This window comes from Methylobacterium sp. FF17 (assembly GCF_025813715.1).
GTDB classification, from domain to species: domain Bacteria; phylum Pseudomonadota; class Alphaproteobacteria; order Rhizobiales; family Beijerinckiaceae; genus Methylobacterium; species Methylobacterium flocculans.
On record NZ_CP107532.1, the window covers coordinates 3,220,935 to 3,242,145 of the forward strand.

At 68.0% G+C, this 21,211-nt stretch carries 23 protein-coding genes and 1 tRNA gene; 16 read left to right on the plus strand and 8 right to left on the minus strand.

The annotated features are described in order from the left end of the window. The first annotated feature begins 61 nt into the window (after positions 1–61). From OF380_RS15085 to OF380_RS15100, 4 genes are read left to right on the plus strand one after another with little or no spacing between them, the layout of a single operon-like run. A complete protein-coding gene (locus OF380_RS15085) occupies positions 62–754 on the plus strand; it encodes a Crp/Fnr family transcriptional regulator (RefSeq protein ID WP_264045310.1) in 693 nt (230 codons plus the stop codon). 17 nt (positions 755–771) lie between these two features. Then, positions 772–1,839: an ABC transporter ATP-binding protein gene (locus OF380_RS15090; RefSeq protein WP_264045311.1), complete on the plus strand. Its 1,068-nt coding sequence runs from the start codon at positions 772–774 to the stop codon at positions 1,837–1,839. A gap of 16 nt (positions 1,840–1,855) precedes the next feature. Further along, on the plus strand, positions 1,856–2,743 hold the full coding sequence (locus OF380_RS15095) for an ABC transporter permease subunit (protein WP_264045312.1): 888 nt from the start codon (positions 1,856–1,858) through the stop codon (positions 2,741–2,743). Further along, complete coding sequence (locus OF380_RS15100; RefSeq protein ID WP_264045314.1) at positions 2,740–3,513, plus strand: ABC transporter permease; 774 nt, start codon at positions 2,740–2,742, stop codon at positions 3,511–3,513. Before OF380_RS15095 ends, OF380_RS15100 begins: the two co-directional genes overlap by 4 nt. A gap of 10 nt (positions 3,514–3,523) precedes the next feature. Here the strand turns inward: OF380_RS15100 and OF380_RS15105 are convergent, their stop codons facing one another. Continuing rightward, a complete protein-coding gene (locus tag OF380_RS15105; RefSeq protein WP_264045316.1) occupies positions 3,524–5,410 on the minus strand; it encodes an AsmA family protein in 1,887 nt (628 codons plus the stop codon). 372 nt (positions 5,411–5,782) lie between these two features. Between OF380_RS15105 and OF380_RS15110 the strand changes: the two genes are divergently transcribed. The 4 genes from OF380_RS15110 to OF380_RS15125 all read left to right on the plus strand — a co-directional run bounded on the left by OF380_RS15110 (position 5,783) and on the right by OF380_RS15125 (position 7,992). Continuing rightward, on the plus strand, positions 5,783–6,508 hold the full coding sequence (locus OF380_RS15110) for a CoA transferase subunit A (RefSeq protein WP_264045317.1): 726 nt from the start codon (positions 5,783–5,785) through the stop codon (positions 6,506–6,508). A 21-nt stretch (positions 6,509–6,529) separates the two neighbouring features. Continuing rightward, the gene (locus OF380_RS15115) at positions 6,530–7,189 is read left to right on the plus strand and encodes a 3-oxoacid CoA-transferase subunit B (RefSeq protein WP_264045319.1); all 660 of its coding nucleotides are present in this window, start codon (positions 6,530–6,532) and stop codon (positions 7,187–7,189) included. Positions 7,190–7,324: 135 nt separating this feature from the next. Beyond that, on the plus strand, positions 7,325–7,498 hold the full coding sequence (locus OF380_RS15120; RefSeq protein ID WP_264045320.1) for a hypothetical protein: 174 nt from the start codon (positions 7,325–7,327) through the stop codon (positions 7,496–7,498). A 206-nt stretch (positions 7,499–7,704) separates the two neighbouring features. Beyond that, the gene (locus tag OF380_RS15125) at positions 7,705–7,992 is read left to right on the plus strand and encodes a hypothetical protein (RefSeq protein WP_264045321.1); all 288 of its coding nucleotides are present in this window, start codon (positions 7,705–7,707) and stop codon (positions 7,990–7,992) included. 98 nt (positions 7,993–8,090) lie between these two features. Here the strand turns inward: OF380_RS15125 and OF380_RS15130 are convergent, their stop codons facing one another. Continuing rightward, a complete protein-coding gene (locus OF380_RS15130) occupies positions 8,091–8,585 on the minus strand; it encodes a phosphohydrolase (RefSeq protein WP_264045323.1) in 495 nt (164 codons plus the stop codon). A gap of 236 nt (positions 8,586–8,821) precedes the next feature. Between OF380_RS15130 and OF380_RS15135 the strand changes: the two genes are divergently transcribed. Both OF380_RS15135 and OF380_RS15140 read left to right on the plus strand, forming a co-directional pair. After that, a complete protein-coding gene (locus OF380_RS15135; RefSeq protein WP_264045326.1) occupies positions 8,822–9,319 on the plus strand; it encodes a hypothetical protein in 498 nt (165 codons plus the stop codon). A gap of 357 nt (positions 9,320–9,676) precedes the next feature. Next, positions 9,677–10,030, plus strand: a complete 354-nt coding sequence (locus tag OF380_RS15140; RefSeq protein WP_264045329.1) for a DUF3140 domain-containing protein — start codon at positions 9,677–9,679, stop codon at positions 10,028–10,030. A gap of 96 nt (positions 10,031–10,126) precedes the next feature. On the opposite strand, the gene OF380_RS15145 is transcribed toward OF380_RS15140, so the two are convergent. Next, positions 10,127–10,202: transfer RNA gene (locus OF380_RS15145), tRNA-Ala, on the minus strand. 122 nt (positions 10,203–10,324) lie between these two features. On the opposite strand from OF380_RS15145, the gene OF380_RS15150 reads away from it, so the two are divergent. The 3 genes from OF380_RS15150 (at position 10,325) to OF380_RS15160 (ending at position 12,143) form a co-directional block, all read left to right on the plus strand. Continuing rightward, on the plus strand, positions 10,325–10,627 hold the full coding sequence (locus OF380_RS15150) for a YggT family protein (protein WP_264045331.1): 303 nt from the start codon (positions 10,325–10,327) through the stop codon (positions 10,625–10,627). Between the two features lie 114 nt (positions 10,628–10,741). Beyond that, positions 10,742–11,788: a MaoC family dehydratase gene (locus OF380_RS15155; RefSeq protein ID WP_264045332.1), complete on the plus strand. Its 1,047-nt coding sequence runs from the start codon at positions 10,742–10,744 to the stop codon at positions 11,786–11,788. A gap of 136 nt (positions 11,789–11,924) precedes the next feature. After that, positions 11,925–12,143 (plus strand): DUF4287 domain-containing protein, encoded by a 219-nt coding sequence (locus OF380_RS15160; RefSeq protein ID WP_264045333.1) that lies wholly within the window; start codon positions 11,925–11,927, stop codon positions 12,141–12,143. A 33-nt stretch (positions 12,144–12,176) separates the two neighbouring features. Here the strand turns inward: OF380_RS15160 and OF380_RS15165 are convergent, their stop codons facing one another. Both OF380_RS15165 and OF380_RS15170 read right to left on the minus strand, forming a co-directional pair. After that, a complete protein-coding gene (locus tag OF380_RS15165; RefSeq protein ID WP_264045335.1) occupies positions 12,177–12,977 on the minus strand; it encodes a TSUP family transporter in 801 nt (266 codons plus the stop codon). Positions 12,978–13,048: 71 nt separating this feature from the next. Further along, positions 13,049–13,621: a L,D-transpeptidase gene (locus OF380_RS15170; RefSeq protein ID WP_264045337.1), complete on the minus strand. Its 573-nt coding sequence runs from the start codon at positions 13,619–13,621 to the stop codon at positions 13,049–13,051. 372 nt (positions 13,622–13,993) lie between these two features. Between OF380_RS15170 and OF380_RS15175 the strand changes: the two genes are divergently transcribed. The 3 genes from OF380_RS15175 (at position 13,994) to OF380_RS15185 (ending at position 19,100) form a co-directional block, all read left to right on the plus strand. Further along, positions 13,994–14,305, plus strand: coding sequence for a hypothetical protein (locus tag OF380_RS15175; protein WP_264045339.1), 312 nt, complete (start codon positions 13,994–13,996; stop codon positions 14,303–14,305). 337 nt (positions 14,306–14,642) lie between these two features. Further along, positions 14,643–15,932, plus strand: a complete 1,290-nt coding sequence (locus OF380_RS15180) for an efflux RND transporter periplasmic adaptor subunit (protein WP_264045341.1) — start codon at positions 14,643–14,645, stop codon at positions 15,930–15,932. Positions 15,933–15,935: 3 nt separating this feature from the next. Then, on the plus strand, positions 15,936–19,100 hold the full coding sequence (locus tag OF380_RS15185) for a multidrug efflux RND transporter permease subunit (RefSeq protein ID WP_264045343.1): 3,165 nt from the start codon (positions 15,936–15,938) through the stop codon (positions 19,098–19,100). 106 nt (positions 19,101–19,206) lie between these two features. On the opposite strand, the gene OF380_RS15190 is transcribed toward OF380_RS15185, so the two are convergent. The 3 genes from OF380_RS15190 to OF380_RS15200 all read right to left on the minus strand — a co-directional run bounded on the left by OF380_RS15190 (position 19,207) and on the right by OF380_RS15200 (position 21,196). Continuing rightward, positions 19,207–19,788, minus strand: a complete 582-nt coding sequence (locus OF380_RS15190) for a hypothetical protein (protein WP_264045347.1) — start codon at positions 19,786–19,788, stop codon at positions 19,207–19,209. Positions 19,789–19,877: 89 nt separating this feature from the next. Continuing rightward, positions 19,878–20,171 (minus strand): DUF6894 family protein, encoded by a 294-nt coding sequence (locus OF380_RS15195; RefSeq protein WP_264045348.1) that lies wholly within the window; start codon positions 20,169–20,171, stop codon positions 19,878–19,880. Between the two features lie 821 nt (positions 20,172–20,992). Beyond that, positions 20,993–21,196, minus strand: coding sequence for a ribosome modulation factor (locus OF380_RS15200; protein ID WP_264045349.1), 204 nt, complete (start codon positions 21,194–21,196; stop codon positions 20,993–20,995). Between the last annotated feature and the right edge of the window lie 15 nt (positions 21,197–21,211).

The following is a 21,211-nucleotide window of genomic DNA, read 5'->3' on the forward strand; positions in this document are numbered from 1 at the left end:
CTTGACCTAGCAGTTGCACAGCGTATCGATCAGGTCGACCATACGAGCGGAGGCAAAACGCGTGACCACAGGACGGCTGGCGACCATCCCGTTCTTCAAGGAACCGGGAATCGAGCTGTCGTCCTACGAGACACGCTGCCACTGGCGCCGCTTCGACGAGAACGAAGTGCTGGTCGACTACGACGACGTCTCCACCGACGTGTACTTCCTGGCATCGGGTGAGGTGCGCATCCTGAACCGGTCGCAATCCGGCAAGGAGGTCATCCTCGGCGAGATGCGCGGCGGCGCCTTCTTCGGCGAGCTCGCCGCCCTCGACGGCATCGGCCGCTCGGCGAACGTCACGGCGCTGACGCGCGGCGAGGTCTGCGTGGTGCCGGCCCCGGTCTTCCGCCAGATCATCTTCGCGTCGGAATCCATCGCCGACCGCCTGTTCCGGCTGCTCGCCAAGCGCGTGCGTGAACTGAACACCCGCCTCATGGAGCACGCGCTCCTCGATCTGCGCCACCGCCTCTACGCCGAATTGCTGCGCCTCTCGGTTCCGCGCGCGGGTGGCGACGGCGAGCGCGTGGTGACGCCGCCGCCCTATCACCACGTGCTCGCCGCCCGGATCGGCTGCCGCCGCGAGCAGGTGACGCGCGAATTCACCGTGATGGCGACGGACGGGCTGATCGACCGCACGCGCGGCGCCCTGGTGATCCGCCGTCCCGACCTCCTCGAAGCCCGCGTGGCGGAAGCGTTGCGCGAGGACAGCTGAGGGCGGCGGCACGCATCATGGGGCCGACGACCTCGCCGGGGACCACCGGCCTCCTCACCTGTGCCGGCCTCTCGAAACGCTTCGGTGCGCACGAGGCGGTGGCGGATCTCGACCTGAGTCTGGCGGCGGGCGAGTTCCTGTGCCTGCTCGGGCCCTCGGGCTGCGGCAAGAGCACCCTGTTGCGTCTCATCGGCGGGTTCGAAGCGCCGAGCGTGGGCAGCATCCACCTCGATGGCACCGACATCACCGCCGACCCACCGCACCGTCGGCCGGTGAACATGATGTTCCAGTCCTACGCGCTGTTCCCGCACATGAACGTGGCGGCCAACATCGCCTACGGGCTGAACGGCCTGGGCCGCGCCGCACGGCACGCGCGGGTGGCTGAACTCCTGCGCCTCGTGCGCCTCGACGGGTTCGGCGAGCGCCGGCCCGACACCCTCTCGGGCGGCCAGCGCCAGCGGGTGGCCCTGGCCCGGGCGCTCGCCCGTTCGCCGAAGGTCCTGCTCCTCGACGAGCCGCTCGGTGCCCTCGACCGGGCCCTGCGGGAAGAAACCCAGGGCGAGTTACGGGGGCTGCAGAAGCGCCTCGGCACGAGCTTCGTTGTCGTGACCCACGATCCGGCGGAGGCCATGGCGCTCGCCGACCGGATCGGCGTGATGAATCGGGGCCGCCTCGTCCAGATCGGCGACCCGGCGAGCCTCTACGAGCGTCCCGCGACCCGCTTCGTCGCCGGTCTCCTGGGCGACGTGAACCTGATCGGCGGCCGGATCCGGTCGCGCGACGCGGCGGGCATCGCCACCGTCGAGACGGCCTGCGGCCCCTTGCGCGCGGCGGGGCCGGCGGAGGGCGATGTGGTGATCGCCCTCCGCCCGGAACGCATCGCCCTGGATCCGGTGCCGGGCCCGACCCTGACCGGGCAGGTCGTGGAGACGACCTATCTCGGCGACCGCCTGCGCGCGCAGGTGCGCCTCGGGGACGGCACGCTCTGGCGGGTCAGCGCGACAGCCGGCTCCGCCATACCGGGGGAGGGTGCCACCGTCGGCCTTGCCTACCGTCCCGAGGCGGCCTGGCTGATGCCGTCGTGAGCGGAGGGCTCGTCGAATGAGGCGCCTCGTTCCGGTCGTGCCCTTTCTCTGGCTCGCGGCCTTCGTCCTCCTGCCGGTCGTCATCACCCTCAAGATCAGCCTGTCGAGCCCGGCCATGGCGCAGCCTCCCTACCTGCCGGTGCTGGATTGGAGCGCGGGCCTGGAGGGCTGGGGCAGCTTCCTCGAAGCCCTCGACTTCGCCAACTTCGAGACCCTGGCCTCGGACGCCCTGTACCGTGATGCGGCCCTGTCGTCCCTGGCGCTCGCCGCGACCGCCACCGTCATCCTAGCACTGATCGGTACGCCCATCGCCCATGCCCTCGCGCGCGCGCCGGCGCGGAGCCAGCCGATCCTCCTCGCCCTGGTGATCGTGCCGTTCTGGACGAGCTTCCTCATCCGGATCTATGCCTGGATCGCGATCCTCAAGCCGGAGGGCCTGCTCAACGCCGGGCTGATGCGGCTCGGGTTGGTCGATCAGCCGCTGGAGATCCTGAACACGCAAGGGGCGGTGCTGATCGGGCTCACCTACGCTTACCTGCCCTTCATGGTGCTGCCGCTCTACGCGGTGCTGGCCAAGCGCGATCCCAGCCTGATCGAGGCGGCGGCCGACCTCGGCGCCGGGCCGGTGCGCGCGTTCTGGACCGTGACGCTGCCGCTGGCGCGACCGGGGCTCGCCGCTGGCGCGCTCCTCTGCTTCGTGCCCATGGTCGGCGAGTTCATCATTCCAGACCTTCTGGGCGGCTCGGATACGCTGATGCTGGGCCGGGTGCTGTGGAGCGAGTTCTTCTCCAATCGCGACTGGCCGCTCGCCTCCGCCGTGGCGATCCTCGTGCTCGTCCTGGTGGTGGGTCCGCTCCTGCTCTTCCGCGAGGCCGACCAGCCTCACGCGGATGCGCCGCGATGAAGGCGCTCGATCGCGTGGCGCTGGCCCTCGGACTCGGGTTCCTCTACGCGCCCATTCTGATCCTGGCGGTCTATTCCTTCAACGCCTCCGCCCTCGTCACGGTCTGGGGCGGGTTTTCGACGCGCTGGTACGGGATCCTGTTCGCCGACGGGCCGCTGCTCGAATCCGCCCGCGTCTCGTTCGTCGTGGCGCTCGCCGCTGCCACCCTCGCGACGATCCTGGGGACGTTCGCGGCCCTCGCCCTCGATCGCGGCGGCGCGTTCACCGGCCGGCGGGCCTTCAGCGGCCTCGTCTACGTGCCGCTCGTCATGCCCGAGGTCATCACCGGCCTGTCGCTGCTGCTGCTCTTCGTCGGCCTCGGGCTCGATCGCGGCATCCTCACGATCGTCATCGCGCATGCGACGCTCGGGCTCGGCTTCGTGGCGGTCATCGTCGGGGCGCGCCTGCGTGGCCTCGACCGGTCGCTGGAGGAGGCCGCCGCCGATCTCGGCGCCGGTCCCGCCCGGGTGTTCGCGACCGTCACGCTTCCGCTGATCGCGCCCTCGCTGGCGGCCGGATTCCTCCTCGCCTTCACCCTGTCGCTGGACGACCTCGTGATCGCGAGCTTCGTCTCGGGGCCGGGCGCGACCACGCTGCCGATGCGGCTCTACAGCCAGGTCCGACTCGGGGTGAACCCCGAGATCAATGCGGCCTCGACGCTCCTCGTCGGCGCCGTCACCGCCATCGTCCTGACGGCCTCGTGGTTGAGCGGGCGCCGAAACCCCGTCTGAGGCCCTGACCTCAAGGCGCGTAGGCGCGGGCCGTCGACGGGATCTGCGCGGCGGGGGCGCCCGCCGGCACCCGCAGGGCGTTCGGCGTGAGGACCGAGCCGCCGCGAAGGCCGGGATCCGCCTCGGTGATCACGGGGCGCACGGCGAGGTCGCCGAACGGCCCGCCGATCAGGAACTGCGTCGGCTTCTGGAGTGGCCCCCCCGCGGTGGCGTTCCGGGCCGTGACATCCGCCACGGTCTCGCAGCGCCGGTCGTGCAGGAACACGGTTCCGCGCAGGGAGGCGGAGAGCGCCGGGCCCTCCAGGGCCCCCTCGACGATCTCCCCGACGCCGTCGGTGAAGCGCAGGTTCAAGGTCGCGCGCTCGAAGCCGGTTCGACCGATCCGCCGGGCCGGGCTCCGGTGACGCTGGGCGATCTCGCTCAGATCCAGCCCGATCAGGGTTCCGTTCTCGACGCCGAGGATCGCATGCCCGTCCACGTGGTTCAGGAGCCGCTCCGTCGTGGCGCCGGAGCCCTGCGCCAGGAACTGCCCCTGCACCCGTCCGAGGATGCGGCTCTCCTGGCGCAGATCCCCGAGGAGCGCGCCGAGGTCGAGGCCGTCCACGGCGCCCTGCGCCTTCATCTCGGTGACGGCCGGGTCGGATTTCGAGACGTTGAGGGCCAGTCGTCCCTTCAGGGTGCCGCTGGCGAGGGTCGCCCGGTTGAGGGAAGCCTCGATGTTCCCCGCCCGTACCAGCACGCTGGCCGCGACATCCTCAGCGAGCATCGGCCCCACCCGGGCCGCGCCCGCCGAGAGCCGGAGATCGAGGTCGCCGGCCGTGAAGGGCGCCAGGGCGAGGCTGCGTGCCGGGCCCCGCGGGGCGTCCGCCCCGGCCGGGTCGTGGCCGAGCAGCCGCAGGGTTTCGACCAGAAGCGGGGCGAGGTTCAGGGATTCGGCCGCGAGCGTCGCCTGGATCGCGGGCCTCTGCCGATCGAAGGCGATCGAGCCCGCCCCTTCCAGGAGGTTGGCGCCGAAGGAGACCTTCACGTCCGGCAGCATGAGGCGGCGCCCGTCCATGTCGAAGCTCCCCTCGAGGCCGAAGGCTTCGACGAAGGGCGCGAGGGCCGCGGCGCCGCCGGCCCAGGCCAGCGTCTCGGGCAGGGATCGCGTCGCGAAGGTGCCGCGCCCGGTCAACCTCAGGCTGGCGTCGCGCACGAGCCCGTGCCCCTCGGCGGCGAGGCTTCCGGCGGCCCAGCTCGCGCTCAGCGAGAACGGACTCGCGCGCCCGCTCAGGAGATCCACGATGCGCAGGTCCGAGAAGGCGAACCGCGCCGGCGCCGCGTTCCACAGGAAGCTGCCGCTCACATCCGCCAGGGTGCTCCAGAGCGGCCAGGATACGGACAGGTCGATATCCCGGGCAATCTGCGGGGTGCCGTCACGCGGGTCCGATCCCGTGGCCGTGGCGCGCGAAAGGCTGACGCGGCGCGGGTGGGAGGTACCGTCCGCCACGAGCCGCGCTTCCAGGAGGCGGACCGGTTCGGACCAGCGCGCGTCGGCGGGGCCCGTCGGCAGCCGGATGGTCGCGCCGTCGAGGGCCAGGGTGTTCACGTCGATCCGGCCGGTCAGGAGCGGAATCAGGTTGAGCTGGAGCGAGAGCGTCCCACCCTCCGTCAGGACCGGTCCGTCGAGGCTCCCGGCGCTGAGGCGCACGCCGCCGAGGCCGAGCCGGGGCAGAGGCAGCAGCGCGACCTCGATCGGGCCCTCGGCCCTCAGGGCGACCCCGTAGGAGCGCGCCAGTTCCCGCGCGACGAAGCGCGTCAGGCCCGGCGCGGGGACCGTCCAAGTCAGGCAGGCACAGGCGAGACCCGCAGCGAGAAGGCCGAGGCCGAAGACGGTTGCGATGCGGCGCAGCGGCATTCCACTCCATCCGGCGGTCACCGCGCGAGGCCGCGCGCGATCGTCGAGGGACGACGATCAGGCGCCGGGACAGAGCGGCCGCGACGCGCGGGTGAACCGGCGGTCGCCTCCCTGATACCCGGTACGTACGCATTTGTCTTCCCGGACCGCCCGTGGGCGCCCGCGCCGTCCACGGCGCAGATGCGCCATCCCGCTTGTCGACCGCGCCCGACCTGCCGCAGAGAGGGGACCGCACGATCCCGAGCGATCCTGCCCGTCGGCATGCCGCGCGCTGCGAAATGTAACCGCTGCATCGCCACAAGGGCTTGGCAGGGCGCGGCTTTCGCGTGACGGTCGGCGCCAGAAAGAAACGTGCGATACAGGAGGGCTCCCATGAAGAAGGTACATTCCGATGCCGCCTCGGCGCTGGCCGGGGTGCTGAAGGATGGCATGATGATCATGTGCGGGGGCTTCGGTCTCTGCGGCATCCCGGATGCCCTGATCGACGCGATCCGCGACTCGGGCGTGAAGGATCTCACGGTCGTCTCGAACAACGCGGGCATCGACGGCGTCGGCCTCGGCAAGCTTCTCGAGACCCGTCAGGTCGCGAAGATGATCTCGTCCTATGTCGGCGAGAACAAGGAATTCGCCCGCCAGTATCTCGGCGGCGAACTCGCGATCGAGTTCAACCCGCAGGGGACGCTGGCCGAGCGGATCCGCGCTGGCGGCGCCGGGATCCCGGCCTTCTACACCAAGACCGGCGTCGGGACCCTGATCGCCGAGGGTAAGGACGTCCGCGAATTCGATGGCGAGGAATACGTGATGGAGCGTGGGCTCTTCGCCGACCTCGCCATCGTCCACGCCTGGAAGGGCGATACCGAAGGCAACCTGATCTACCGGAAGACGGCGCGGAACTTCAATCCGATGATGGCCACCGCCGCCAAGGTCACCGTGGCGCAGGTGGAGCACCTGGTGCAGCCCGGCGAGATCGACCCCGACACCATCATCACCCCCGGCATCTTCGTGAAGCGCATCGTCCACGTGCCAGTGCGCGACAAGCGCATCGAGCAGCGCACCACCCGCAAGCGCGGCGAGCCCGCCGTGCCCGCCGCCGTCTGAGAGCCCGCAAGGAGAACCACCATGGCCTGGACCCGCGAACAGATGGCCGAGCGCGCCGCGAAGGAGCTGCAGGACGGCTACTACGTGAACCTCGGCATCGGCATCCCGACCCTCGTCTCGAACTACATCCCCGACGGCATGTCCGTGCAGCTGCAATCCGAGAACGGCATGCTCGGCATGGGGCCGTTCCCGTTCGAGGGCGAGGAGGATGCCGACCTCATCAATGCCGGCAAGCAGACGATCACCGCGCTGCCCACCACCAGTTACTTCTCCTCGGCGGAATCCTTCGGGATGATCCGGGGTGGGCACATCAACCTGTCGATCCTCGGCGCCATGCAGGTGGCGGAGAACGGGGATCTCGCGAACTGGATGATCCCCGGCAAGATGGTGAAGGGCATGGGCGGTGCCATGGACCTCGTGGCCGGCGTCAAGAAGGTGGTGGTGGTGATGGAGCACACCGCCAAGGGCAAGGACGGCTCGGAAAGCCCGAAGCTGCTGGCCGAATGCGACCTGCCGCTCACCGGCACCCACGTGGTCGACATGGTGATCACCGATCTCGGCGTGTTCACCATCGACAAGAAGGGTGAGGGCGGCATGACGCTCGTTGAACTCGCGGACGGTGTCACCGAGGACGAGATCCGCCAGAAGACGACGGCGCGGTTCACCAGCAAGATCGCCTGAGCCGCGAAGTCCCACCCGAGGATGCGATGACCCGCCCGGCGCCACCGCCGCGGCGGGTTTTTCGGACCCACCGGTCCCCGGAACGTCGCAACGCCCTAACCTATAGGAACAGACCGGGACGAGGAGCGTGACGACATGACCGTGATTTCGAAGTCCGTATGGGCGGAAGGCAAGGCGGCGAAGGTGGCCGGGCAGTCGGATGACGCCAATCCCTACCCTGCCGGATCCCAGAACAGTGCAGACTGGCTGGACGGCTATACCTTCGACGAAGCGGAACAGAACACCGATTCGTCGGAGGGTGAACTCTGAGATCTGATGGCTCGTGTCCTCGTTCGGCTAAGTGTTCGCCGTGATAGGCGGACGAAGCCTGATGTGGAGGACGTGACATCGGGCCCGCCGATGAGGCTTCGTTACATGCGAAGATCGGTAAACAGGAAACCCGTCAGGGCGGATGAACAAATGATACGGGTGGTGCGTTGGTTCGCCAGATTGAGACAACTGGGAGTCAACGCACCATGTCGATGAAGACTTTTGCCCTCGCCGGATCCTTCGCCCTGGCTCTGACGGGTTCCGCCTTCGCACAGACGCCGGCCGGTGGCGGCTCCGCCGAAGGCAATATGAACAATCCCGGTAGCGTGAAGAGCAACAGCGAAAAGAGCATGGAGCGTTCCGGTACGACGGGCTCGACCATGGCACCGGCCGGGACGTCGGGCGGCCCGAGCACGGCGACAACCGGCGCGCCCGGCGGCAGCACCGGCGGCAATGCCGTGACCGGCAGCGGCGCCGCCCCCAGCGGCAAGTAAGCCTGTCCGACTTTTAGGCGCGACTGGGTCGTCGAGACTCACCTGCAGCCCCGCGGTCCCTTGGCCCGCGGGGCTTTTTTGATTTCTCGGCGGAAGCCTCAGGTGCCGGTATAACCCAGCGACGCGGCGGCTGCCTTCAGGGCCGTGAAGGCGGTGGCGTAGCGTGCTCGCAGAGCCTCCCCGCCGACGAGGGTCCGTTCGGGACTGAGGTTGTCCTCCGTGTCCGACATCTTGATCAGGATCGCGCCGAGATTCCCGCGCGCGATCAGGCGCGCCGTCCGCTCCTCATAGGGCATCGGCTCGTTCGGCTTGGTCAGCAACTGAACCATCGTGATGACGGGCGCGGAGAATCCCTCGGCCCGCAGGGCCACCGGGGTCGTCGGCGTATCCTCCAGAACGTCGTGCAGAATCGCCGCCTGCATCACCTCCATGGGCTCGATCGCGAGGCGGTCCACCGATTTCGCATGCCCGGCGCGGCCGACCGCAGCGTTCGCGACGCGTTCCAGGTGCCGGATATAGGGTTGTCCGCCCTTATCGATCTGGCCGGCATGGGCAATCATCGCGAAGCTGTGGGCTTCGAAGATGGATGCCATGGCGTCTCCTCCCTGCGCGTCGATCTCCCTGATCCATCCCTGCCCGGTTCGATCGCGTGGGTAAACCGGCGATAGCCCGACCGAAGGCGGACCCGGAGGCGATGACCCGAGCATGCCTCGCTCCCGAATTCGGGACGCACCCGCCGGGCAGCATTAGCCGAGCGTTAAGCGGAACGGTCGAAATCACGGGATGTCGGGGGTGTTCGCCCCCGGGCGTATCGTGAGGATGGTGGCGTATGGGTAGCGTTGCGACGACGGACAATGTCGTTCCCTTCAGGCGCACGGCACGCCTACAGCAATCGGCCACTCCGCATTCCGCACCGCGCGGCGTGGCGGCCCGGCGCAGCGAGCAGCGCGCCCTGATGGATGCGGTCTACGCGACGGGCAGCCTCGCCGTGGCGGCCGGCGACCGGGAGACGAAGCTCATCGCGGCCCGACTCCAGGTCTATGGCTTCTTCCTCATCGAGGAGATCGGCGCGGATGGTTCGATTCGGCGCCTGCGGCCGTCCGAGGCCATCCGGGCGCGCGTCGACTGCCCGTGGCGCCTCTCGAAGGCCAGCTACGGCGCCGGGCCGAGCCTTGGCGGAACGAGCCTTGCCAGGCCGAGCATTGCTGGGCCGAGCCTTGGCGGCTCGGGTCTCGGCGGATCGAGGCTTGGCGGCTCGAACCTTGCCGTCACGATTCCGGCGGTGGACGGCTTCCTGTTCGATCGCCCGACCGGGTTTCTCGCCTGAGGGAGACCCAACTCCCCGCCGCGCGAGGGTGGGCGGCGGCGCAAGCGAAGCTGTGGCGCAGGAGAGACAACGGGAGTTTCCTCGCCGACCGCGTATTCGCGCACATCGAAAAGGGAGCCCGGGCGTGAGAGAAGCAGGTCCGTTCCACGCCCGGCCGCACCGTCATGTTGTCCGCCTCCGAAAACCTCGTGATCCAGCACCGTGAGATCGTCGCCGTCCTGGTGACGTACGGGGTCTTTCTGTCCGGCGTCCTGACCTTCGCCTGGTTGGCCGCCTGAACGCGCGCCGTCGCGCCGTCCCCGGAACCCGCATCCGTCGAAACCGGTTCACCGCCCGGACTTTTTGGGAGGTGACACCATGTCCGGACAGACCGACGACCACGCCGAAACCTACGCGGCGTTCCACGATGCCGTGAACATGACCCCGGCGAAACTGGAGGCGTTCCTCGAAACGGAGGAGAGCCAGTCCGTGGGTCAGAAGAAGGATGGCGGCGAGGCCACGGGCCATCGCGAGGGCCGGCGGATCGTTACGCTGCTGCGCACCAAGAAGGCCGACCTCACCGAGGACGATTACGCCCACATGGCCAAGGTGGTCGGCTACGTCCATCGCCACCTGAAGCAGGGCGGTCCGGCGGATCAGGCGAAGGTCAAGGATTCGCCCTGGCGTCTGTCCCTGATGAACTGGGGCCACGACCCGCTCAAGGACGAATGAACGGCGTCCGGGCGGGTTGCGCGATTCTCGCGCATCACGACCGTCCTCATAGTGTCAGGCTTTGAAAACCACCGTGGGTCCCAAATGTGGGAAACCTGGTGGAGCTGAGCGGGATCGAACCGCTGACCTCCGCAGTGCGATTGCGGCGCTCTCCCATCTGAGCTACAGCCCCGTTCCGGGGTGGCGGCCTTTTAGGCTCGGTCACACCGACCTGTCAATTCCAGAAATCCTGCGGCTTTGTGGGCGCGCATCGCGCGCCGCGAGGGCAGGGCCTTGAGGACATCGTTTCCGCGCATGAACGCCTTCATCTGGCTCTTCGACACCGTCGTGCAGCTCTACATCTACGTCCTCATCGCCAGCGCGGTCCTGAGCTGGCTCGTGGCGTTCAACGTGGTGAACGTGCGCAACCCCATCGTCTCGCAGATCGGGGAGGTGCTCTACCGCCTCACGGAGCCGGTGCTGCGCCCCATCCGCAACATCCTTCCGAACCTCGGCGGCGTGGACCTCTCGCCGATCGTGCTGGTGCTGCTGCTCCTGTTCGCGAGCCGCCTGCTGCACGAGTTCGTGCCGGTCCAGACCACCGTCTACACGCGCTGAGCGCGATTCCCCGGCGGTGCTGAACGGCGCCGCCGGGGGCGACTGTCACGACCGACCAGACGACTGCCACAACAAGAAACGTGAGCCACCGCGCCGCTCCAGGGACGATCGACCATGAAGACCAATCCCGGCCGCTTCTTCGAGGATTACCGCCTCGGGGAAACCATTCGCCACGCCACGCCCCGGACCGTGACGGAGGGCGACGTGGCGCTCTACACGGCGCTCTACGGGCCGCGGTTCGCCGTGCAATCCTCTGACGCGTTCGCACGGGCCATCGGCTATCCGCGCAGCCCGCTCGACGACCTGCTCACCTTCCACGTGGTGTTCGGCAAGACCGTCCCGGACATCTCGCTGAACGCGCTCGCCAACCTCGGCTACGCCGAGGGTGGCTTCCGGCGGCCGGTCTATGCGGGGGAAACCCTCTCGACGGTGTCCGAGGTGATCGGCCTCAAGGAGAGTTCGAACCGGCAGACCGGCGTGGTCTACGTTCGCTCCACCGGCTCGGATGCCCAGGGCGAGACCGTGCTCAGCTACTGCCGCTGGGTCCTGGTGAAGAAGCGCGACCCCGAGGCGCGGATCGCGGAGGAGCATGTCCCGACCTTCGCGAAGGTGGTGAACCCGGCCGACCTCGCCGCTGCGCTGCCGCCGATCGCGGCGAGCGCCTACGACCTGGAGCTCGCCGGCTCGCCGCACCGGTTCTCCGACTACGTGGTGGGCGAGAAGATCGACCACGTCGACGGCATGACCGTCGAGGAGGCCGAGCACCAGATCGCCACCCGCCTGTTCCAGAACACCGCCAAGGTGCACTTCGATGCCTTCGCCACGAAGGACACCCGCTTCGGACGCCGCCTGATCTATGGCGGCCACGTCATCTCGCTCGCCCGCGCGCTGAGCTTCAACGGCCTCGCCAACGCCTTCGCCCTCGCCGGCATCAATGCCGGACGCCACGTGGCGCCGCTGTTTGCCGGCGACACGGTCTATGCCTGGAGCGAGGTGCTGGAGACCGCCGAGTTGCCGGGCCGCACGGATATCGGTGCGCTCCGCCTGCGCACGATCGCCACCAAGAACCAGCCCTGCGGCAACCACCCCGACAAGGTCGGCGACGGCTACGACCCTTCGGTGATCCTCGACCTCGATTATTGGGCCTTCATGCCCCGCTGAGGCGGGTTTCGAGGCTTGACGGTCCGCTGCCGGCCCCGATGCGTGGCCGGCGGCCCACACCCGACGGAACCGTTGCGGTTCGGCGTCCCCTTGGCCACACTGCCCGCGTCGAACCCCGCCCGCCGGATGTCGCACCGTGGCTGCTGAACCGATCAAGGGACCTGCGTCCTATTTCCCATCCATCGAGAAGCGGTACGGCCGGCCCATCGGCGACTGGCAAGACCTCGTCCTTCAGAAGCTTCCAGCCAGACATATGGATCTGGTCGCGATGTTGAAGGCCGATCATGGGATGGGCCATGGGCACGCCAACGCGATCGTGGCGCATGTGCTGGCGACCCGGAAAGCGGAATCGTAGCATGATGCAACCTCGCCGAGGCCGCGGCATCGCTTACCCGCCGAACAACCCAGCCAGCGCTTGCCGCAGCGGGTTCGCGGGATCGGACAGCAGGCGCAGCGCCATCACGCAGGCGATCGTGACCAGGAGCGGGCGGATCAGCCGCGCCCCGAGCCGGATCGCCAGGCGGGACCCGATCTGAGCCCCGAGCACGGCGCCCACCGCCATCGCCAACCCGATGGGCCAGACCACATGGCCGCCGATGGCGAACAGCGCCAGGCTGCCGAGATTGCTGGCGGCGTTGGCCAGTTTGGTGTGAGCGGTCCCCTTCACCACGCCGAGCCCGAGCAGCGTCACGAAGCCGATCATGTAAAAGGCGCCGGCGCCCGGCCCGAAGACACCGTCGTAGAAGCCGACCGCCGGGGCCACGGTCAGGGCGAACAGGTTCGGTGAGATCCGCGCGGTGGCGTCCTCGTTGCTCATCCGCCGCGCGGTGGCGAAGTAGACCGCGATGCCGACGAGCAGGATCGGCACCGCCGCATCCAGCACCGGACGCGGCAGCAGGCTGATGCAGAGCGCGCCGGCCACCGAGGCGAAGCCGGCACTCACCGCGATCTTCCAGGCATCCGGCCAATGGATCAGCCGGCGCCGGGCGAAGGCGATGGTGGAGGACACCGCTCCGGCACTGCCCTGGAGCTTGTTCGTCGCGATGGCCGAGACGGGATCGAGCCCCGACAGGAGCAGGGTCGGCACGGTGAGGAGACCGCCGCCGCCCGCGATGGCATCGACACAGCCAGCCGCCACCGCGACCGCGAAAAGACCCGCGATCAGGCCGATATCCACGCCGAAAATCATCCCGTCCTCACCTCATGGATCCAGTGAGGCCGACTGGAGGCGGGCTCGGACAGGTGGCGCCGCGCGCCCGCTCAGTTGCGGACGATGACCCGCGTTCCGACCTTCACGCGGTCGTAGAGGTCGACCACGTCCTTGTTCGTCATGCGGATGCAGCCCGACGAGACCGCCGCGCCCATGGTCTCGGGCTCGTTCGATCCATGGATGCGGTAGAGCGACGAACCGAGATAGAGCGCGCGGGCGCCGAGCGGGTTGTCCTGGCCGCCGGCCATGAAGCGGGGCAGGTCGGGCCGGCGCGCCAGCATCTGCGACGGCGGGCGCCAATCCGGCCATTCCTTCTTCATGGTCACGCGCTTCTCGCCGGACCACGAGAATCCCTGGCGGCCGACACCGACGCCGTAGCGCACGGCTTCGCCACCGCCGAGAACGTAGTAGAGGCGGCGCTGGCCCTGGGAGACCACGATGGTGCCGGGCTTCTCGGCGCCCTTCCAGGCCACCGTCTGGCGCGGGATCGCCTGCTCGCGGAAGATGTTCATGAAGTCGGCGATCGGCCCGCTGTCGAACGGGTTGCCGGCGTGTGCCGGCCCGACCGCAAAGGTCAGGGCCGCCGCAATGGCGGATGCGGCGAGAACGCGGCGCGTCTGCATGGTCGTCTCCTCCAGCCGAAATGGCGATCCGGCGGGCATGGGAGGCCCTGCGGTATCCATCCGGTCCGTGATCGATGAGCGAGAGCCTTGGCGGGATGGGGGAGGGTGGTCAACCGAGGCGGGTACGAAGCCGGCAGGCCTGTGTGATCCCGGCAACGCCCTCCGGTGGTCCCTGAATATGAGGCTCGCACAGGCCGGACACAATGCCGCAGGAACTTGCATGGCAGGTCCATCAACCCCAGAGTCTGCCTCGTGACAAGCTCGGCAATCCAGGATGTGACGGCGGCTGATGCCCGCCGACGGTACGTTGCCCCAACGTTCGCGCCCGCCTGGTTCTCGGCGGTACGGACCGTGCGGTTTGTTGCGTCCCGCGTGCTTGCGTTCGCGTGCCTCGTCTGTGCCCTGCTTCCCCTTCTGCACGTCGCGGGCGACATCCCGCGTGGTTTCGAGATCCGGCCCGTGCTGGCGTCGTCCGCGCGGCTGCCGGTTTCGGACGCGGGCAACCGCGCGGCGACCACGGCGTTCGATGCCGATGACCTCCACGAGGATGTGGTGCCACCGCGTGCCACGCGCCTCGCGATGCGTGCAGTCGATCGTCCGGCCCTCCCGCGCCTGATCGGTGCGTTCCGGACCAGGGCCGGCGCCCCCCTCGATCGACCCCCGCGCACCACCGCCGCCGGCTGATCGACCCTCGGTTCACCGCATCGGTCCGTGAAATCGGCTGGCGGATACAACCGATGTCGTCGGATCGCCCAGATTATCCGCCAGGATGGAAACAGCGCGCCGATATCCCCCGGGATCGCGGTCGGCATTCCGCCTCGGATCGCGGATGTCGAGACCTCCCGACACGACACCGCTCGACGTCCGCGCGGGTGGGACACAACCCAGACCGGTGGTCTCGGCCCGTCGCTTGCCTCGGACCCGGTCCTGAGCCGGATCAGCGTCCGCGACCTTGAACACAGTGGCGCCGGCTTGCACGGCCGGCGCCAACGGACCGAAATTTCGCAGGAGCGAATCGATCGTGACGTCCCTCACCCACCGCCTGTTCCGGGCCCGGCCGGCTTCCCTCGCCGCCGGCTTCGTTCTGGTCGCCCTCTCGGCCTGTAACCAGAAGCAGCAGGCCGCCGCGCCGGTCCCCGGTCCCCTGACCGAGGTGAGCGTCGTGACCGTCCGCGAGCAGCCGATCCCCTACGTGCGCGACCTGCCGGGCCGGGTCGCCCCCCTGCGGATCGCAGAGGTGCGCTCGCGCGTCTCCGGTCTCGTGACCAAACGGACCTTCGAGCAGGGCAGCTTGGTGAAGGAGGGCGATGTCCTCTACAAGATCGATCCGGCGCCCTTCGAGGTCGAGTTGCAGAGCGCCGAAGCGGCCCTCGCGCGCACGGAAGCCGCCCAGGTTCTCGCCGGCCAGCAAGCCGACCGTCTCGAACAGCTGCTCTCGCGCCAAACCGCGAGCCAGGCACAGTACGACAGCGCCTATGCCGGCCTGAAGCAGGCCCAGGCGGAGGTCGCCGGTGCCAAGGCGACCCGAGACCGTGCCAAGCTCAACCTCGGCTATACCGATGTGCGTGCGCCGATTTCCGGGCGGATCGGGCGCGCGCTGCTGACGGAGGGCACCCTGGTCGACCAGGGGGGCACGTCCAACCTCGCGACGATCCAGCAGCTCGATCCGATCTATGTCGACATCACCCAGTCGGTGGGCGAGCTGAACAAGCTCCGCCGGGATCTCGCCAGCGGCGAACTCTCACGCCTCTCGGCAGATACCGCCAACGTCCACCTCATCATGGATGACGGCGCCCTCTACGGCTCGGCGGGCAAGCTCCTGTTCTCCGACGTCACCGCCGATCCGAGCACGGGCCAGGTCACCCTGCGCGTGCTGTTCCCCAACCCGCACGACGAACTCTTCCCCGGCATGTATGTCCGCGCCCGCATCAAGCAGGGCATCGACGTCGACGCCCTCGCGGTGCCGCAACAGGCCATCCAGCGGACCAACGACGGCAAGGCCGAAGTCTGGGTGGTGCGGGACGACAGCAAGGTCATGCTTCAGCCCGTGGAGGTCGGCCCGGTCGTCGACAACCAGTGGGTCATCCGTGCGGGCCTGAAGGCGGGCGACCGGGTGGTCGTCGAGGGCCTGCAGAAGATCACCATCGGGCAGCAGGTGAAGACGGTGGAACTGAAGGTCGCCGCCGACGACGAGCCGAAGCCCCGCGACACCGAGCCTGCCGAGCCCGAGCCGGCGTCGCCCAAGCCTGCTTCACCCAAGCCCGCTTCGCCCGCCCCCACCTCGCCCAAGCCCGTTTCCCAGGTGCGCTGAACCATGGCCCGTTTCTTCATCGACCGGCCGGTCTTCGCCTGGGTCGTCGCTCTCTTCATCATCCTGGGCGGCCTGCTCACGATCCCGCAATTGCCGGTGGCGCAGTATCCCGTCATCGCGCCGCCCTCCATCGCGCTCTCCACCGCCTACCCGGGCGCATCCGTGGAGAACCTCTACACGGGCACGACGCGGCTCATCGAGGATGAGCTGAACGGCGCGGCCAACATCCTCAGCTTCGAATCGGCCAGCGACGCCTTCGGCGTGGTCGAGATCACCGCGCAGTTCCAGCCGGGCACCGATTCCAGCCTCGCGGGCGTCGAGGTGCAGAACCGCCTCAAGCGCGTGGAAGCCCGCCTTCCGGCCGAGGTGCGCCAGCAGGGCACCCTCGTGGAGGAGGCTTCCGCCGCGACCCTGCAGATCATCACGCTGGTCTCGCCCGATAAGTCGATGGACGAGATCGCGCTCGGCGACTTCCTGATCCGCAACGTCATCAACGAGATCCGCCGCATCCCGGGCGTCGGTCGTGCCACGCTCTATTCGACGGAACGCAGCCTGCGGATCTGGATCGATTCCGACAAGCTGCGCGGCCTGTCACTGAACGCCTCCGACGTCTCGAAGGCGATCTCGAACCAGAACGTCCAGATCGCCTCGGGCGCCGTCGGCGCGATGCCGAGCCCGCAGAACAATCCGGTCAACTTCCCCATCATCGTGAAGGGCCAGATGACCGCGCCGGAGGAGTTCGGCGCCATCGTCCTGCGTGCGAACCCCGACGGGTCCAATGTGCGCTTGCGCGACGTCGCCCGGATCGAACTCGGCGGCGAGGACTACAAGTTCACCACCCGCCTCGACGGCGGCGAAGCCGCCGGCATCTCGGTGACGCTGGCTCCCGACGGCAATGCGCTCCAGACCGCATCGGCCATTCGCGCCAAGATGGAGGAGCTGTCGCAGTTCTTCCCCTCGAACGTGAAGTGGGACATCCCTTACGACATCACTCCCGCGGTGGAAGCGTCGATCGAGAAAGTGCTGCACACCCTCGTCGAGGCGGTGGTGCTCGTCTTCATCGTGATGTTCGTCTTCCTTCAGAACATTCGCTACACGCTCATCCCCACCATCGTGGTGCCGATCGCCCTGATGGGTACCTGCACGGTGATGCTGCTCGCCGGCTTCTCGGTGAACGTGCTCACCATGTTCGGCATGGTGCTGGCGATCGGCATCCTCGTCGACGACGCCATCGTGGTGGTCGAGAACGTCGAGCGCATCATGAACGAGGAAGGCCTCTCCCCGAAGGAGGCCACCCGCAAGGCCATGAGCCAGATCACCGGCGCCATCATCGGCATCACGCTGGTGCTGATCGCGGTGTTCATCCCGATGGCGTTCTTCCCCGGCTCGGTCGGCATCATCTACCGCCAGTTCTCCATCGCGATGGTGACCTCGATCGCCTTCTCGGCGTTGCTGGCACTGTCGCTGACCCCGGCCCTGTGCGCGACCCTGCTGAAGCCCATCGAGAAGGGCCACGGCCATTCGAAGGGCGGCGTCTTCGGCTGGTTCAACCGGTTGGTGGACCGCGAGACGGCCCGCTACGGCCGTGGCGTCGCCGGGCTGATCAAGCGTTCCGGCCGGGTGATGCTGGTCTATCTCGCCCTGGTCATCGGCCTCGGCTACGCCTTCCTGCGCCTTCCGGAGGGCTTCCTTCCGGTCGAGGACCAGGGCTTCTTCACGGTCGACATCCAGACCCCGCCCGGCTCCTCCTTCAACCGCACCGAGACGGCGGTGAAGAAGGTCGAGGAACACCTCCTGGCGCAGCCCGGCGTCGCCACCGTCACCGTGGTCAACGGCTTCTCGTTCTCCGGCCAGGGTCAGGTGACCTCGCAGGCCTTCGTGACCCTGAAGCCCTGGGGCGAGCGCGATGCCGACAACTCGGCGGCCAAGCTGATCGAGGGCACCAACAAGGCGCTCTCGACCTACAAGGACGCGGTCATTCAGGCCCTCGAGCCGCCGCCGATCGACAACCTCGGCAACGCCTCGGGCTTCAGCTTCCGCCTTCAGGACCGCGCGCAGAAGGGCTACTCGGCCCTGATGGCCGCCCAGGAGCAGTTGCTGTCGCTCGCTCGCAAGAGCCCGATCCTGCAGAAGGTCTATGTCGAGGGCCTGCCACCGGCGCCGCAGGCCGAACTCGTGATCGACCGCGAGAAGGCCGCCGCCCTCGGCGTCGACTTCGAGGAGATCAACAATACGATCCAGGTGAACCTCGGTTCGGTCTACACCAACGACTTCCCGAACCGAGGCAAGATGCAGCGCGTCATCGTCCAGGCGGAGGACGCGCAGCGCCTAAAGGCAGCCGACATCCTGAATTACGGGGTGAAGAACGCCTCCGGGACCATGGTGCCGATGTCCTCCTTCGCCGACCTCAAATGGGGCGTCGGCCCGGCCCAGATCATCGGCTTCAACGGCTACCAGTCGGTCCGCATCACCGGCGAGCCGGCCGCGGGCTATACCTCGGGTGATGCGCTCAACGAGATGGAGCGCCTGATGGAGCAGCTGCCGAAGGGCTTCGGCTACGCCTGGACCGGTCAGTCTCTGCAGGAGAAGCAGGCGGGCAGCCAAGCCTCACTGCTGCTCGGCCTCTCGATCCTGATTGTCTTCCTGTGTCTGGCCGCCCTGTACGAAAGCTGGTCGATCCCGTTCTCGGTGCTCCTGGTGATCCCGCTCGGCGTCATCGGTTCGGTGGCGGCGGTGTACCTGCGTGGGCTGCCCAACGACGTCTACTTCAAGATCGGCATCATCACGATCATCGGACTCTCGGCCAAGAACGCGATCCTGATCGTGGAATTCGCCAAGGATCTGTGGAAGCCCGGCACCTCCCTGGTGGATGCGACCATCGAGGCCGCCACCCTCCGGTTCCGGCCGATCGTGATGACCTCGCTCGCCTTCATCTTCGGCGTGGTGCCCCTCGCCATCGCGTCGGGAGCGGCCTCGAAGAGCCAGCAGGCCATCGGCACCGGCGTGCTCGGCGGCATGGTCTCCGCCACGGTTCTGGCGGTTCTGTTCGTGCCGGTCTTCTTCGTGGTGGTGATGCGTCTGTTCCGCCGGAAGGACGCGACCGAGGGCATCCGCGCAGAGGCCGAGCCGGGGGCGGTGCATGTGCCGCACCACGCGCCGGCCGAGTAGGCCCGACGAATGCGATGCGGCGGCTCAGACCGAGGTCCGAGCCGCCGCATTCGTCCTTTACCTCCGGTCTTCGCGCCGCTCCTCGTGGGCGCCGGCCGTCAGAGGGTCACTGCGCCGCCGAATGCGGCGTCAGCCGGCGGGCTTCGTCGACGGCAGCGCTGCAGCCTCGGTCGCCCTTCGCGTTCAGGTCGATCGCCCGCTGCAACGCCGATTTCGCCAGAGAAACCTTATCCTCGGACGTGCGCTGCGCACCGGTTTCGCCCGCCGCTGCCGCAGCGGCCGTGGTCGGGCGGTTCTCGGATTGACGCCGAACATCCTCGGCCGACGTGGCGATTCGACCGCTCGCGACCGCATCGGCTTGGCCCGATCCCGTGGCCGCGCCGACGGGGCCCGAGACACCTCCGACCGTTCCCGGCGTTCCCCCGGACTTGCGATCCGCGCCTCCAGCTTGAGCCCGGTCGGTGTCCGGTGTCCCCACCGGCTTGGCGCCGCCCCCCGTACCTCCGGCCTGGGTATTCTCCGGCCCGCGCCGCTGGCCGTAATCCGGTTCGGAGATGGGTGCACCCAGCCCGGCATGGCCGGCAAGGTCGCGCCGAAGTTTGGCGATGTCGTCCGTGCACGGCCCGGTCTGGGCCCCCGCCGTGACAGGCGCCAGTCCCAAGGTGCACGCCAGCATCGCGCCGCACATCAACAGTCGTGTCATGGTGAAGCCCTCGCGGTCGTTTCCTCGTCAGCGTGAACCTCAGTTCGGCAAGGGAGTTCGCCGCACGAGAGTCTCTACGCCCCCCGCATTTCTTCGTCCGGCACCGTCCGGCTGAGGGCGTTCCGTTCCGGAATCGCGTCGGTGAAGGGGATTGTCAGGAGTGGGTGGGCCTGCGCGTTCTCGATTTCGAAGCTGCAGGCGAACCAGTCGCGAATCGCGCTGAGTTGCGTCCGGGCAATCAGATCGCGCGCGATGGTCAACGCGTGATCGTGCGCCGCCGTGAGGTCGGGCAATTCATCGCCTTCCGGGTCCACTGAGAGATGCTCCGGGCCAGGGCCGAAGCGAACGTTGAAGTAGAAACGCGGCATCACCGCTCATCCCGCATGCGACACACCCATTCCGCCGAAGACGGCCCGTGAGGGCTATGCGCGCTCCTAGCGTGCCGGTCGCTCGACATGACCTTGGGCATGGAAGAGGCCGCCTCCGAAAGCGCGATCGAAACTGGGCCCCGTCGCCATGGACGGGCCCTGCGCGGAAAGGTCTAGGATTCCTGCGAGCCGGTACCCTGAGACAACGGACAAGGCATGAGAGCCTCCTGAGACCCGAACACTCATGGCTTCCCGTTGGACAGACGAACGTGCACGCGATGACCGTTAGTAGCTCATTTCGAGCGGGTCATCCACCGAGGTGCCAGTAATGTCGGGTACCCAACACACGCTGTTCGGGGAAGACTTGGATATAACGCTGAGGCAGGTTTCACAAAAATGTGCTCTGCATCTAAAATATCTTACAGAGGCGAACGAAAACTTCGATCATCACATTTGTTAGTTTGACGATGCTGCTCTGGATTCACCAGACTCAGACTGGTCGATCTTTCGAATCAACTAAATCGTCGCATCGACCTCTCTAAAGCTGGGATCGGAGTAAGGGCCACGTTGCAGCCATTGCGGTCCTCAAGGCCATTGCAGAACGTGAGTGGCCCCATTTCGGGGAACGAGCCACGACGAATGAACGAGGACCGCGAACGGACGCTTGTTCGACTGTGGTCCCGTGACTTCGTCTGCATCGTCAGATCTGGATCGGACGTCTCGCACAACGTCCGCCCCGGGCGGTGCAACTGACGCTCGGCGTGCCTCACTGATAAGGGCGCGCCGCGCGAAGGTGGGTTGCCCCCGCCCAGTCGATGAGGTCAGGGCTTCACAGCCGCCTGCGGATCGACGGTTCCGGTTTCGCGCTCGACCCGGTCGTCCACGGCCTCGTCATAGGCCTCCATCCAGGCCGCATGGTCCTGCGTTCCCTCTGAATAGGGACAACTGTCACGCTGCTTGCCGTAGAGCCGTGCGTTGCGGCCCTTGATGAAGGGGCTGTCGCTCGCCGTGGCGCCTTCGCTCATCGTTCTCTCTCCCTG

What these genes read in the sequence shown, in the direction of transcription:
- OF380_RS15125 (WP_264045321.1), top strand. Translation starts at nt 7,705, where the DNA reads ATGTCGATGAAGACTTTTGCCCTCGCCGGATCCTTCGCCCTGGCTCTG.
- OF380_RS15185 (WP_264045343.1), top strand. Translation starts at nt 15,936, where the DNA reads ATGGCCCGTTTCTTCATCGACCGGCCGGTCTTCGCCTGGGTCGTCGCT.
- OF380_RS15150 (WP_264045331.1), top strand. Translation starts at nt 10,325, where the DNA reads ATGAACGCCTTCATCTGGCTCTTCGACACCGTCGTGCAGCTCTACATC.
- OF380_RS15135 (WP_264045326.1), top strand. Translation starts at nt 8,822, where the DNA reads ATGGGTAGCGTTGCGACGACGGACAATGTCGTTCCCTTCAGGCGCACG.
- OF380_RS15120 (WP_264045320.1), top strand. Translation starts at nt 7,325, where the DNA reads ATGACCGTGATTTCGAAGTCCGTATGGGCGGAAGGCAAGGCGGCGAAG.
- OF380_RS15110 (WP_264045317.1), top strand. Translation starts at nt 5,783, where the DNA reads ATGAAGAAGGTACATTCCGATGCCGCCTCGGCGCTGGCCGGGGTGCTG.
- OF380_RS15095 (WP_264045312.1), top strand. Translation starts at nt 1,856, where the DNA reads ATGAGGCGCCTCGTTCCGGTCGTGCCCTTTCTCTGGCTCGCGGCCTTC.
- OF380_RS15165 (WP_264045335.1), bottom strand. Translation starts at nt 12,977, where the DNA reads ATGATTTTCGGCGTGGATATCGGCCTGATCGCGGGTCTTTTCGCGGTC.
- OF380_RS15170 (WP_264045337.1), bottom strand. Translation starts at nt 13,621, where the DNA reads ATGCAGACGCGCCGCGTTCTCGCCGCATCCGCCATTGCGGCGGCCCTG.
- OF380_RS15130 (WP_264045323.1), bottom strand. Translation starts at nt 8,585, where the DNA reads ATGGCATCCATCTTCGAAGCCCACAGCTTCGCGATGATTGCCCATGCC.
- OF380_RS15200 (WP_264045349.1), bottom strand. Translation starts at nt 21,196, where the DNA reads ATGAGCGAAGGCGCCACGGCGAGCGACAGCCCCTTCATCAAGGGCCGC.
- OF380_RS15090 (WP_264045311.1), top strand. Translation starts at nt 772, where the DNA reads ATGGGGCCGACGACCTCGCCGGGGACCACCGGCCTCCTCACCTGTGCC.
- OF380_RS15195 (WP_264045348.1), bottom strand. Translation starts at nt 20,171, where the DNA reads ATGCCGCGTTTCTACTTCAACGTTCGCTTCGGCCCTGGCCCGGAGCAT.
- OF380_RS15190 (WP_264045347.1), bottom strand. Translation starts at nt 19,788, where the DNA reads ATGTGCGGCGCGATGCTGGCGTGCACCTTGGGACTGGCGCCTGTCACG.
- OF380_RS15115 (WP_264045319.1), top strand. Translation starts at nt 6,530, where the DNA reads ATGGCCTGGACCCGCGAACAGATGGCCGAGCGCGCCGCGAAGGAGCTG.
- OF380_RS15105 (WP_264045316.1), bottom strand. Translation starts at nt 5,410, where the DNA reads ATGCCGCTGCGCCGCATCGCAACCGTCTTCGGCCTCGGCCTTCTCGCT.
- OF380_RS15100 (WP_264045314.1), top strand. Translation starts at nt 2,740, where the DNA reads ATGAAGGCGCTCGATCGCGTGGCGCTGGCCCTCGGACTCGGGTTCCTC.
- OF380_RS15155 (WP_264045332.1), top strand. Translation starts at nt 10,742, where the DNA reads ATGAAGACCAATCCCGGCCGCTTCTTCGAGGATTACCGCCTCGGGGAA.
- OF380_RS15140 (WP_264045329.1), top strand. Translation starts at nt 9,677, where the DNA reads ATGTCCGGACAGACCGACGACCACGCCGAAACCTACGCGGCGTTCCAC.